The organism is Aeromonas sp. FDAARGOS 1411, assembly GCF_019047125.1.
Taxonomy (GTDB): domain Bacteria; phylum Pseudomonadota; class Gammaproteobacteria; order Enterobacterales; family Aeromonadaceae; genus Aeromonas; species Aeromonas veronii.
Genome location: NZ_CP077214.1, coordinates 476,110 through 489,314 on the forward strand (window position 1 = coordinate 476,110; position 13,205 = coordinate 489,314).

Genomic DNA, 13,205 nt, shown 5'->3' on the forward strand with positions numbered 1-13,205 from the left:
GCTATCCATTAACAGTAGAAAAGGCATCTCTTACATGTTTCACTATCACAGCATCTTGAGAAACTAGATGATTTAGACTCGATAACTTAATATATACCGGATTGTTTATTAAGTCAGAGTTGCGAGTATACATTTCAAGTGCTTTAATCGCCCATCCACCCAGTGATATATAGCCAGCCCCCATAACATTTGAGTATTCCATTACAGCCCCAGCAGCTGCGGGAATAAATGCACCAGCAAAATCCAGAGATGCTACTCTCGTTTGATTTTTTTCAATCCTTTGTATTTCTTTGTTTAAGCAGTAGAGCTTTTCTGTTCTTTGTTCCTCACTAAGCCTAGAAAACTCACCTATAATTTTTGGTAGAGTTCTAATAAGACTGCGTGATAATGCATCATCGAGTTCCAGTACGCTCATGTCATTATTAACTGCAAACACTTTACTCAAAATTGTCGATATCTCAGACTCTCGTATGGTTTGTGATGTACTAACAACTCCGTTATATAAGCCACTAATAATTTGGCAAGCATTAACCTCTGAGTAACCACTAGAGTCGAATGGAAAGTGATGGGCCTTTAATCCTTGGGAAAACTCGTAGCTAGAGCTCGCACTAGATAATTCTATAGTATAGTCTTTTCCTTTTTCTTTAAATCCCATTATGGCCATTCCAGATAGTCCCAAATAATGTGCACCTACCGCACCTTCTTTATTTGTAATATACTCTCCGAATTGCCATTGTGCCGAAAGCATATCCGCTAGTCGCTGCAATCCTATATTTCCAGAACGAGAGCAGTGGTGAACGAAATTATATTGTTCATCACTCGAAAAAGTAGTCCCAACAACACCACTCTTTTCTTGGATACCTTGAATGGTTGCTGCGGCTAAACGTCTAGAGAAAATAATAGAATTAGGATTAACTGAAATGATATCAAGGAGCAAGGATTGAGAATACCTAGCGAGATTTTGTGGGACAACAAATAATAATCGCCCACGAAAAATCAATTCACGCAACTCAAACCTATTAATTTTAAACATTTCATAAAAATGCTCATTGGACTGCTCAAGCGGCAATGCGATAACCACCTGTTCATATAGCGTCAAATAGACCCTAATATTTAGACGAGAGAAAACTGATGCATCAACAAAACAGCGTGTTCCGATTTTATCAAAACCAGGCAATAAGTAACTCGCTGCCGAATCAGAATGATTCCCACTAAAAATAAAATGTCGATTCTCAAGCCAAAAGTCTTCATCTTCTTCATAGCATGCAAGTAATTCTTTTGGGAATTGCTTATGAATCAGTCCGCTAGCAGCCAATAATAAGTTGCCATTTTGATTTGGTTTATAGTGAACTTTGCCAGGGTAGTCCTTTATTCTATCATTGTGTATAAATACGTAATCATACCCTTGATAACCAAGAGACTCACATATCAACTGAATTTCTTCCTTGTCACTTTCTGTGAAATTACATTTTAAGGTAATCTGGAACTTGTTAGTCCCATACTTAAAGTCAACGTAGAATGGATGATATTTTTTAGGAATATGTAAATTCAGTTCATTAATTGTTTCGTGCATATTCATAGGATGACCATGAAGATGACTTTTCTCAATTGAATTTCGCAGCGCTATAGGCTTATAGCTATCTAAGGTCTCCCCAACAATTTTTGCGGCTGGAATTCCAGCTGTTTTAAAATGATGATACTGCTGACTTAGCTCCTCTATAAGCTCCTTGTTACTGTTTACTTCTAGTATCACAGCAAATAATAAATCACCATCTGTAAACAATCCCTTATGTGTATATTTATGAGTGTCAAACCTAAATCTCTCATAGTCATGACGGATCACATCCATTATTGGAAGGCTATAAGGAAAGCTATCACTCATAATTAACCTCTACACATATCTATGGTAGCTAGAAAGAGCCCATACCACACAGGCATGGGCTCTCAGCATTAGATCAGGAAATCTTCCAGAGTCTTGCCAGCCGCAACAGCTTCTGCGATAGCCTTAGGCATGCGCCCCTGACCCGTCCAGGTCTTCTCCTGACCGTTTTCGGTGTACTTGTATTTTGCAGGACGAGGAGCGCGTTTGGCTTTAGCTGAACCCTCAGATTTCGCTGGAGCCGCAGTGCCAACCAGCTCGCTCGGATCGATGCCAGCGTCTTTCAGCATCGCGGTAAACTCAGCCAATTTTTGCAGGCGCTCGGCAGATTCCTCTCTCAATTTGGTTTCTTGCTGCTCACGCTCAGCAAAAACCTCATCAAATTTTTCTTTAACTTCGACCAGTTGCTCAAATGACAACTCACGCAATGCAGCTCGCAGACTACGGATATTCAACAAGGTTTTCAAAAAATCGTTCATTTTTATCCTCATGTATCACATTTTTATATCAGTGAAATTATCTCTCAACCCCAGTATTAGCACCACTGTTTTTGGCACCAAGACGATTATAGAAATAGCATTATTCAAAAAGACGTGAGCGAAATCGCGTTTGGAGTCGCTTGGTGACCAAGCTCCAATCTTATATGAAACTATGTAGCCAAAAATTAAATCTAGGTGGTAGTGAGCGTTGAGACCACCTCACCAGATGAGCCGATGAACGATCTTGATCGGCTCACGAAATGAGCCGATAGGACAATATCATTGGCTCACAGAATGAGTCGATGATAAGAAATTTTAGATTTGCCCCTTGAGGATCCAGACACTTCGCCCCTCTTAACTTAAGAGGTAGTCTTGGATGACTAGGCCACTACACATCCATGTCTCCAGAAAGCAAAAAACCCCGCAACGAGGCAGGGTTTCAGCATTTTTTTCAACTTCGCACTCAGGGTAGCGACTCTCCCTATGTCTTGATTTTATGAGAAGGTGAAGCCGCTAGTCAACATTATTACTGGCATAACCAGCATTGAGCACTCATTTGATATGTTATTTTTGGATGTCTTTGCACTCAAATTTTGGAGGTGTTTTCCAACCTGTAACGCGCCCGCTGCGTTTGTTGACCCTTCGGTATTCATTACCCAACAGGATTTCCCATTCAGAGCCGTTCTCCGATAGAACCTGAAAAGTAGTCCCCAGCTCAATGCCTAAACCTGGTTCAGTACAGACCAACTCGGTCATCAGCCCTCCTCAATGCAGGGGCATTTGGTTGTTAATTTTCCACTCAAAACGACAGTTTGGGGTAGGATAGCTCATGAGAGGTCGTGTTTGTACAATGAGGAGTGCTACATGATGCCCTATGCAACCTATCATCCTAGTAGTGACGCAGTTACTCCGAACCGTCTCCTAGAAGGTCTTGGTATTCCTCGTGACCCACTAGGAGCACATCAATGGATCGTGGCTGGCGTAGCACCGGACATACTCTATCGGCTCGCTGAATTGATGAAGACTGATGTGAGGATGGTTTGCCAGTGGGCTGGTATTAGCCGGAGTACACTGGCCCGCAAGCTGCGGATTACAGCCCCCCTATCAATATCTCAGGGTGCCAGGGTATACGGAGTTGCACAGGCCCTCGATGCGGTTCTCGCTTTTCACAGGGACGATACCGTCAAGACACTGTCGTGGTTAAACCGCACCGCCTGGGGCCTAGGTGGCGTAGCCCCAGTTAAGTTGTTGGCTACACCAATGGGGGTTCAGGCTGTTGTCGATCTAGTGGGACGGATTCGGCATGGGGTGTGCCTATAAATTTAGGCAGCCTGCGGCCTCATCTTTCAGTTCAAAAAAACATCACGATAGTTTTTTTCAAATTTTTTCATTTTAGCCACTTGAAAAACTCTGAAAACTGTCCATTTACTAATTATGAGAACAAAAGATTTTTTTAAACATTCCGCTGCTTCGCAGCGAAGATAAGCCAGCTTTTATTTTAAGCTACCAATCTTTATTGTTCGAACCTATCGTGTTTTACTGGGCGACTGACGTAATATAACTGTACATATCAAAATTCTTGATAACTACAGGCAAATTTTATTAATTGATGTCGCCTCGCTGAGTTATTAAATGTAAATTCCATTTCTTCAGCAAGAATGCACACTAATAAACACAAACCAATAATCAATCTTAATGGGTGGCTAAAATATATGAAAAATCAACAAGTGAAGATATTGCGCAGTGGGTAAGCTTGCAATTTAAATACTAAGATTTGAATGGAAGTGATTTAAAGGTTATAGAAGCCCATTCAAGTCTAGAACACGCATCCATGTTATGCAAATCGACCAATAAATTTAAATTATAACTATTTTCATCCCTACCAGATGCATCGCCTATACTGCAAGCGTGGTTACGAAATACCTTATCTCCACATCGTGACACAAAGCCTTATGTTGGGCGTCCTTACAATTTCCAGCGGCTGCTCGTCAGCCGCTTTTTTTGTTGTAAATTAATCATTTTTGATTTTCATCTGACGCTCTTGCTATCAGCAATTCTATTGCCTACACATTTATCCTGTAAGGAAGTCATTCACCATTGAGGTAAACACCATGGATTGGTTAAGAACGATATCAATAAAGCTTCGCCTGAGCCTCTTGCTTGCCGCGTTGCTTGCAACCATGTTTGGTATGGGATTGAGCCAAAAGCAGTCTGCTAGCACGATCAATGACATGCTCAACAACATGTATCTCAATCAACTCGTTCCTATCACCGATGTGGCAAATGCAAACATGCAGGCTATCTACCATCATCGCGAATTATTCAACTACGTTATCGAAGCAAAACAGTCGGAAATGGACAGAATTGCGGGTGTCATGGATAAATATGAAACCCAGATGATGGCATTACTCAATAAGTATCGTGCCACTGAGCTGACTCCTGATGAAACACGTTTACTGGCTGACTTTGACCGCCAATGGCCACCATATAAAGCAGCGGCAAAGAAAGTGATGGAAGCGTCTTATCGCAGTGATAATGAAGCGTCCATGCAGCTTATGAAGTCCGAGGCAACGCCTGCCTTTCAGCAAGTAGATGACACTCTGACAGCGATTGTGAATAAGAACGTTGATCTTGGAAAAAAAGCCTATGATGACAGCGATGTCGTAGTCGCTCAATTGGGTCAGGAGTTCGTGATAACCATGGGGCTGGTTCTGGTTATCGCTGCCATTGCAGGCTTATTAATCATACGTAGTATCCTTGCACCATTGGATCAAACAGTTACCGACCTTTCTCACATTGCCAAGGGTAATCTGGTGGATACGGTTCCGCCCTCTGGTAATGATGAGCTCACCAATCTGCAACACTCCATGGTGACAACGCGCAAGTCCCTTAAAGAAACAATTAACACCGTTTTGCATATTTCCGAAGAGCTTGGATCATCGGCAGCTCAGCTATCCAGTGCCGCGCAGCAAGTGATGACCAGTTCGGAAATGCAAGCCCAGGCAACGGCTAGTTCAGCTGCATCAATTGAAGAAATGTCTACCTCGATAGCCCAACTTTCTCATTCGGCTAACAGTGCAAATGAGCAAGCCATGAACTCAGGAAAATTGGCACAGCAAGGCGAGCATCAAGTTGAGGACGTTTCTCGGGAAGTGCGGGCCGTGACCGATGCGATAAATCAATCTACCGCGCAAATTCGTCAACTGGCTGATGATGTTACCAAAGTAGGTCAAATCACCGTCATGATTAAAGGAGTGGCAGACCAAACCAACCTGCTGGCGCTTAACGCCGCCATTGAAGCGGCACGAGCTGGTGATATGGGGCGTGGTTTTGCCGTGGTAGCTGATGAAGTGCGCCAATTGGCGGAGAGAACAACCAAAGCAACTCAAGAAATCGATAGCATGATAAGTGGCGTGCAAACCACGGCCATGGAAACAGTCAACTCCATGGACAAATATGTGCAGAGTATCGAAAACGTTCGCCTTAATACGGCCCAAGCAAGTGATTTGATGGCTAAGGTTGACCAAAGCTCCCAAGCGGTGGTTGGGCTGATGGGAGAGATCAACGTGATGTTGCATGAACAATCCTCAGCAAGCCAACTGATTGCCCAGTCTGTTGAAGAGGTGAACAACATGTCACAGGAGAACGTCTCGGCTTCGGAATGTGTCAATGGTGAAGCTGTACACCTGACCCAAGTTGTAGGGGAGCTCAAGAAGAGTGTCTCTATCTTTAAATTAAGTTGACCTCTTTGGTCACAAAATATCTCTATTGAACTCTCGAAAAACGCCTGCCAGGGAAGGCTGTGGGATGGTGACAACACATGCTTATCACCATCCCAGCTTGGGTGAGGGCAAGACGGACAGGGTGGTCTATGAAGTCTATTTTGGTGGTAGATGATGCGAGCAGCATCCGCTTTGCCCTCAATGCATTGCTTACTGAGGCGGGTTTTAACGTAGTTGAGGCGGAAGATGGCCAGGATGCGTTGATTCAACTGTCGCAGCATCGCTTTCATTTGATTATCTCTGATCTCAATATGCCCATCATGGATGGTTTGACCTTTCTGCGTGAGGTGAAAGCTCATCCCGGATTCCGTTATATCCCGTTCATCATGCTCACTACAGAAAATGCACCAGAGCTACGTCAGCAAGGTGCTGAGGCTGGTGCGAAGGTGTGGCTGACCAAACCGTTCGAGCCACAATCACTGCTCGATAATCTTGCCAAGGTTATTCAGCCATAAAGGGGGCGTGATGGGCATCACTATCGATAGCACCGGATCCAAGCCTCGCGCCGTTATTGAAGGGGAGCTCAGTATCATGACGGTTGCACAGGAGCAAGATAGTCTCCTGGGTTTACTCAATTACCCCTCGGTTGTTGTGACTCTTGATACCATCACCTTGCTCGATGGGTGTGGCGCACAACTGCTGAGCTTGTTGCAACAAGAAGCTACTTCACTGGGCAAATCGATGACGTTTGTCCTCGCCCCTGACAGTCTTGCAGCAGAGACATTTCGTGGTATGGGATTGTGGGCACAGCTAACAATCGAGGGCTGCGATGGACATCAATAAAGCGCGGATGCTCTTTTTTGAAGAGGCCTACGAGCAGTGTGACAACCTTGAACAAGCGTTGCTGGATAGGGTGGGTCACCCCTTGGGCGCTGACACCTATAACCAGATGTTCCGCACCGCGCACACCATTAAAGGCTCTGCTAGTATGCTTGGCTTGGAGCTGCTGGTTCGCTTTACCCATAGCATGGAGAATATCCTGGCGCGCTTGCGCAGTGGTGAGCTTGATCTTGATGACGCCCTAATTCAGCTTTTGCTCCGCTGTAACGACCAACTGCGCGATTTGCTGCAAAGCGCCGAGCACAATCCTGAACTCAAGCAAGTTGAAACCCAGCAAATCTTGGCGTTGATGTCTCAAATGCAAGGCTTTCAGAGCTTGCCGTCAATGACCATACCCGCCCCTCCCGTGATAGCAGATGAAAAACCAGGTATTACAACATCTGAGCGCTGGCATCTGTCGGTTCGCTTTTATCCTGATTTGTTCCGTGATGGTTTCGATGTATTGGCGTTGCTTAAATATCTGGGTAATCAGGGCGAGATCCATTACATCATGCCTGTGTGGCGTCCCAGGCCTCCTTTACAACTGCTGGATAGCACGGATTGCTTCCTGGGGTACGAGATTGTCATTGAGAGTGGCTGTGGCGTAGAAAAATTGCGCAGTGCTTTCGATTTTGTTGCCACGCAAAGCATCATTGTGTTGCTACCAGTACATGGAGACCTCTCCCTATATCGAGATGCTGCACCCACGTTGTGTGCATGGCTAGGGGAAGAGGTTGGTACACAGTATGCAAGGTGGGAGCAGGCTGGCTCACTCACAGCAGCTGATATTCAGGTATTGCTTCAGCCTGCCCTTATAGAGCCCACTCCACCTGCAACAACCTCACTAGCAACTGACACTCCTGAACCTGTAAACGCCTCGCGTAAAAGCCTCATTCGCAGTGACAGTCATTACATTCGCATCGATGCAGCCAAGCTTGACCAATTGATCAATCGAGTGGGGGAGTTGGTGATTGCCGCGTCTGCTACAACGTTACAAGCCCATCAGGCTGGTAATGTTGAGATGATTGAATCTGTGGCAGTGGTCAATGGATTGGTCGAGGGGATCCGTGATGATGCATTGACACTTCGGATGGTGCCTATCCATGAAATCTTCAATCGCTTCCCTCGTGTAGTGCATGAGTTGTCCCTACAAACCGGAAAATCGGTCACCCTCAATATTCAAAATGCAGACACCGATATTGACAAGTCCATGGTGGAAAAACTCACCGACCCGTTACTGCATCTGGTTCGCAATGCAATTGACCATGGCATCGAAAAGCCCTCGGTGCGCCAAGACAAGGGAAAGCCAGAACAGGGGCGCATCACACTGAATGCTTACCATGATGCCGGAGCAGTAGTAGTTGAGGTGAGTGACGATGGGGATGGTATATCTCGCGAAAAAGTATTGGCCAAGGCACAGCAAGCCGGATTGGTGAGTGATATCAAGGTGATGAGTGACAGCGATGTTTACCAGTTGCTCTTTGCTCCAGGATTTTCCACCAACAGCGAAGTGAACGAACTGTCAGGACGCGGAGTCGGGCTCGATGTTGTACGTAGAAACCTAGATGCTCTACGTGGTGATGTTACTGTGGAAAGTAATCCTGGCCAGGGCACTACGTTTAGGCTCCGTTTGCCATTGACGCTCGCCATCATTGATGGATTTCGGGTCGAGGTAGCTGACACATCATTCGTCATCCCATTGGAAATGATGACCGAGTGCTTGGAGCTACCAGATAGCGAAGAAGAGCTGACCGTACAACAACTGTATTTACGAGGAGAGTGGCTGCCTTACGTGCATTTGCGTGCTTTGTTTGGCCTTCCTCCTGCTCAAGGTTCTGAATTTGTGGTGGTGGTTCATCATGGTGAACGCAGAGCTGGCTTGGTCGTTGACCACCTGATTGGCGAATTGCAAACCGTGATTAAACCGCTGGGAGAACTGTTTCGCCCCCTGCGGGGTATCAGTGGCTCCACCATACTAGGCAATGGCCATCCGGCCTTGATCTTGGATATCCCACAACTGTTGGCACAAGTCACCATGTGGGAGCAACAGCGGATACTGCACACTCTCAGTGAGGGAGATTTATCCGCACCCTGCCGTCATGCTGAAGGAATATAACCATGGACTGGTTTCATCGCCTACAAGTCAGAACAAAGCTAGCTGTGTCATTCGCTACTTTATTGCTGTTGCTGATAACACTAGCGGTAACCAGCTATGTGTCGATCAAAACTATGGCGGAATTAGTCGAGAATATGCATGCCAATCAACTGGTGCCTATTCGTGATCTCGCTAATGCAAATATGCAAGCAATTTACCACAATCGAGCTCTCTATCGCTATATCGGTGAGATGGATCTTCAAGTTCGTCAGCAAACCCTCGACAACATGACGAAATATGAAAACAAGATGAACGAACTGATAGACCGCTATCGCATTACCTATCTGACGCAACCTGAAAAGGAAGCTCTAGCTCGTTTTGATAAATCATGGCCTGATTACAAGCGCTATTCTGATGAAATTGTGAGTATTGCCCGCTCTGATACAGGGGATGATGTTAACAATAAGCGGGCGATGATATTGATGAGCGAAAAAGGCAGGCCTGCATTCAATGTGTCTGACGATATCTTAACAGAGCTCGTCAATCTTAATGACAAACTTGCAGCTGGGGCTCTCCAAGATAGCCGCGACATTTATGCCAGTAATATTCGATCCATGCTCATGATTGCGGTGTTTGCATTCGTGACCTGCGGCATCCTGGCCATTGTTGTGACGCGGAGTATTTTGCGTCAGCTGGGTGCGGATCCGTCTTATACCGTACAAGTAGTGGAGAGAGTTGCGGATGGTGATTTGGCAACGGTGATCCAGTTAAAAGAAGGTGATCAAATCAGCTTGCTAAGCACAATCAATGACATGTCGCAGCGGCTGTCTGAAACATTAGGTGAAGTGAGCGCTATAGCTAATGCTATAGGCTCGGCATCTGAACAAGTTGCTGCCACCGCGAATGCCTTATCGCAAACCTCATCGGAACTGGCATCGAGCGTTGAACAGACCAGTGCTTCCGTTGAGGAGATGGCAGCCACCGTGAGTCAGAATGCTGACAATGCTAAGGTCACTGAGGGCATTGCAGTAAAATCAGCAGAGAACGCGACCGCCAGTGGCCGAGCCGTAGGCGATATGGTGCATGCCATGAAAGAGATTGCCTCGCGTATCACCGTCATCAATGACATCGCCAACAAGACAGATTTGTTGGCCATCAATGCGGCCATTGAGGCCGCAAGAGCGGGAGAGCATGGCAAAGGGTTCGCTACGGTGGCCGCGGAAGTGCGTAAGCTGGCTGAACGTTCGCAAACAGCAGCCAAAGAGATTGGTGAGCTCGCCAGTCGCTCGGTGGGAGTTGCTGAACAGGCGGGCACCTTGCTACGCGAAATGCTGCCAGGCATTGACCAAACAGCAACTCTTGTTCAGGAAATCGCAGCCGCGTCTCGCGAGCAACGCGCCAGCATAGGGCAAATTAACGTTGCAGTGATGCAGATCAGCGAAGGAATGCAATCCTCTGCGGCCTCAGCTGAAGAGCTGAGCTCAACATCTGAAGAACTCAGCTCAACAGCTTTGCAACTGCAAGAGCTGATGCGTCAATTCATGCTCCGCGACTCAACCAAAGCTAATGCGGCCCGTCAATTGACCAGAACTGTTTTGCACCACCCGATGACACCAACCAAGAAAGTACCGTTTGGTTCGCTCCATGCACATGATGCTTTGCAGGAGGGGGATGATGGCAAATTCAGCAACTACTGAGCTTGTGCAAAGCGACGTATTTCATTGTGTAACCTTCATGTTGGGTGGAGAGTGCTATGGCATCGATATCACCCATATGCGAGAAATCATCGAGTATGAAGGGATGACGGCGGTGCCGATGATGCCCACGTTTGTTCGTGGGATCATCAACCTGCGTGGTGCGGTTGTCCCAGTGATTGATTTACAAGTGCGCTTTGGCCAAGGTATGACAGCCCTGCAATCCACTACAGGTATTGCCATTTTGTCATTACCCACCTCGCTTGATTTCTACCAAGAGGTGGGGGTCTTGCTTGACGCTGTATGTGATGTGCTGGAATTACGGCGTGATGCCATCGAACCACCGCCCCATTTTGGTGTTGCACTGAGAAGCGATTTTATTGCCGGCATTGTCACCGTTAATGATCAGTTTGTTGTACTGCTGGATGTAACTAGAGCGTTGTCTTTTGCCGAGCTGAGTGCCTTGGTCGAAAGCAAGATGGCTAGTCATCATCTTGAGTTCAAGGGCTCAGAATGAATGACGGGAAACAGAAATTTTGCGAGCAAGGGCCGCAGTTGAGCATGAGAGAATTTGCGCTCTTTAAAACATTTTTGCTGACACAAGCGGGGATTCATTTAGCTGACAGCAAGCGAGCGTTGGTTCAGTCCCGTCTGGCAAAGCGCTTGCGTGAACTTAACCTGGGTAGCTTTCAAGCTTATTGGCAACGGCTGTCTCACCCAGATGAAGAGTTGGAACGGCAATGCGCAATTAATTTACTGTCTACCAACGAGACGTATTTCTTTAGAGAAGAAGCTCATTTCGAGTGGCTACGTAGCTACATTCAAGCGCAAGACCGTCCTCCCAAAGTATGGTCTGCCGCATGCTCCAGTGGTGAAGAGCCATACACGATAGCGATGATTTTCGCTGAGCAATTCGGCCTGGGTTCTCCTTGGCTGGTATGGGGCACCGATATCAACACCAATGTCATTGCTCATGCTCGTAAAGGGATATATTCCCTTGAACGAGTACAGCGCGTCCCTCCTCATCTGTGGTTGCGTTACTTACAGCGTGGACATGCAGAGTTTCACGGTTCTGTGCGTGTTAATCCTGTGCTTGCAAAGCATGTAGCGCTCTCGCAACTCAATCTATTAGACGTATCCCAGTTTGGGGAGCTGGCATTAGATGTCATTTTTTTACGGAATGTGCTGATTTATTTCAACACAACAACAAAGCATCAAGTGTTAAGCCAGGTATGTCAGCGCCTCAAGCCTGGTGGCTATTTATTGGTGGGGCACTCAGAAATGATCCGCGATGCAGAGCTCCCATTAGTGCAGGAAGCGCCTTCACGCTATCGGCGGATTGACCGTGATCCGGTACATTTTAAAGAGGCCATATGACTATCAAAGTGATGGTAATTGACGATTCTGCATTAGTACGTGAGATGCTGACCCAATGCCTTGCTAAGGCACCTGACATTGACGTAATTGCCACGGCTCTGGATCCGCTATACGCCATCTCACAGATGAAGCTGCGTTGGCCTGATGTGATCGTTCTGGATATTGAGATGCCACGCATGGATGGTTTGACATTCTTGCGAAAAATCATGAGTGAGCGCCCAACTCCTGTGATTATCTGCTCATCCCTTGCAACAAAAGGTGCCGCTGTAACCCTGGAGGCGCTCTCGTTGGGGGCGGTATCCATCATCACTAAGCCGACGCTTAATGTGAAAGATTTCCTTAGCTCCTCGACACAAGACATCATTCAAGAAATTCGGGCCGCCGCACAAGCCAAGCTTGCCAATATCCTCCCTTCAACAACAAACACCGCAACTAATCTTGGCGAGCGTGCGTTACACAGTGCTGATGTGATGATATCGGCCCCCACCTCTCGTTCAAACTACCAAACCACTGACAGGGTGATTGCGCTGGGCACTTCAACGGGGGGAACCCAAGCACTGGAGTTTTTATTAACCCGTTTACCCGCCACCTTGCCAGGTATTGCAATCGTTCAGCATATGCCAGAGATGTTTACTGCTGCTTTTGCGCAGCGACTCAACGGCGTTTCGCGGCTGGAGGTCAAAGAGGCCAAAACAGGGGATCGGTTGGTTCGTGGTACAGCTTTGATTGCACCTGGCGGTAAACATCTTTTGGTGCAGCGCAGTGGAGCTCAATACTACGCTGAAGTGAAAGATGGGCCGCTAGTATCTCGCCATAAGCCCTCAGTGGATGTGCTATTTCGTTCTGTAGCAGTGAATGCGGGACGCAATGCCATCGGTGTCATCATGACCGGAATGGGGGATGACGGTGCTAGAGGTATGCGCGAACTGCACGATACTGGGGCAAAAACTGTTGCTCAGGATGAGGCGAGCTGCGTGGTCTTTGGAATGCCCAAAGAAGCGATTGCTCACGGTGGCGTTGATGAAGTGATGTCGTTACAGCATATCAGTCAATACCTGGCTGCGCTGGCATAGAGGGTTA

At 46.8% G+C, this 13,205-nt stretch carries 12 protein-coding genes; 9 read left to right on the forward strand and 3 right to left on the reverse strand.

What is annotated here, in order from left to right; all coding sequences use genetic code 11:
* Position 1: 1 nt before the first annotated feature.
* The 3 genes from I6L41_RS02115 to I6L41_RS02125 all read right to left on the reverse strand — a co-directional run bounded on the left by I6L41_RS02115 (position 2) and on the right by I6L41_RS02125 (position 3,114).
* The gene (locus I6L41_RS02115; protein WP_216961652.1) at positions 2–1,882 is read right to left on the reverse strand and encodes a hypothetical protein; all 1,881 of its coding nucleotides are present in this window, start codon (positions 1,880–1,882) and stop codon (positions 2–4) included.
* Positions 1,883–1,950: 68 nt separating this feature from the next.
* Positions 1,951–2,358 carry an H-NS family nucleoid-associated regulatory protein gene (locus tag I6L41_RS02120; RefSeq protein WP_216961655.1) on the reverse strand — a complete coding sequence of 136 codons (408 nt, stop codon included), beginning with the start codon at positions 2,356–2,358 and terminating at the stop codon, positions 1,951–1,953.
* Between the two features lie 564 nt (positions 2,359–2,922).
* Positions 2,923–3,114 (reverse strand): hypothetical protein, encoded by a 192-nt coding sequence (locus I6L41_RS02125; protein ID WP_033113929.1) that lies wholly within the window; start codon positions 3,112–3,114, stop codon positions 2,923–2,925.
* A gap of 111 nt (positions 3,115–3,225) precedes the next feature.
* Between I6L41_RS02125 and I6L41_RS02130 the strand changes: the two genes are divergently transcribed.
* The 9 genes from I6L41_RS02130 to I6L41_RS02170 all read left to right on the forward strand — a co-directional run bounded on the left by I6L41_RS02130 (position 3,226) and on the right by I6L41_RS02170 (position 13,198).
* The gene (locus tag I6L41_RS02130) at positions 3,226–3,678 is read left to right on the forward strand and encodes an antitoxin Xre/MbcA/ParS toxin-binding domain-containing protein (RefSeq protein WP_216963793.1); all 453 of its coding nucleotides are present in this window, start codon (positions 3,226–3,228) and stop codon (positions 3,676–3,678) included.
* A gap of 791 nt (positions 3,679–4,469) precedes the next feature.
* Positions 4,470–6,101 carry a methyl-accepting chemotaxis protein gene (locus I6L41_RS02135; protein WP_216961658.1) on the forward strand — a complete coding sequence of 544 codons (1,632 nt, stop codon included), beginning with the start codon at positions 4,470–4,472 and terminating at the stop codon, positions 6,099–6,101.
* A gap of 128 nt (positions 6,102–6,229) precedes the next feature.
* Positions 6,230–6,595: a response regulator gene (locus I6L41_RS02140; protein ID WP_005361917.1), complete on the forward strand. Its 366-nt coding sequence runs from the start codon at positions 6,230–6,232 to the stop codon at positions 6,593–6,595.
* 10 nt (positions 6,596–6,605) lie between these two features.
* Positions 6,606–6,923, forward strand: a complete 318-nt coding sequence (locus tag I6L41_RS02145) for an anti-anti-sigma factor (protein WP_139731791.1) — start codon at positions 6,606–6,608, stop codon at positions 6,921–6,923.
* Positions 6,910–9,075, forward strand: a complete 2,166-nt coding sequence (locus I6L41_RS02150; protein ID WP_216961661.1) for a chemotaxis protein CheA — start codon at positions 6,910–6,912, stop codon at positions 9,073–9,075. Before I6L41_RS02145 ends, I6L41_RS02150 begins: the two co-directional genes overlap by 14 nt.
* Before the next feature lie 2 nt (positions 9,076–9,077).
* Positions 9,078–10,751: a methyl-accepting chemotaxis protein gene (locus I6L41_RS02155; RefSeq protein WP_005361910.1), complete on the forward strand. Its 1,674-nt coding sequence runs from the start codon at positions 9,078–9,080 to the stop codon at positions 10,749–10,751.
* Positions 10,726–11,265 carry a chemotaxis protein CheW gene (locus tag I6L41_RS02160; protein ID WP_232298106.1) on the forward strand — a complete coding sequence of 180 codons (540 nt, stop codon included), beginning with the start codon at positions 10,726–10,728 and terminating at the stop codon, positions 11,263–11,265. The genes I6L41_RS02155 and I6L41_RS02160 overlap by 26 nt, the downstream gene beginning before the upstream one ends.
* On the forward strand, positions 11,262–12,125 hold the full coding sequence (locus I6L41_RS02165) for a protein-glutamate O-methyltransferase CheR (protein WP_216961663.1): 864 nt from the start codon (positions 11,262–11,264) through the stop codon (positions 12,123–12,125). The genes I6L41_RS02160 and I6L41_RS02165 overlap by 4 nt, the downstream gene beginning before the upstream one ends.
* Positions 12,122–13,198, forward strand: a complete 1,077-nt coding sequence (locus I6L41_RS02170; RefSeq protein ID WP_216961666.1) for a chemotaxis response regulator protein-glutamate methylesterase — start codon at positions 12,122–12,124, stop codon at positions 13,196–13,198. Before I6L41_RS02165 ends, I6L41_RS02170 begins: the two co-directional genes overlap by 4 nt.
* Positions 13,199–13,205 lie beyond the last annotated feature (7 nt).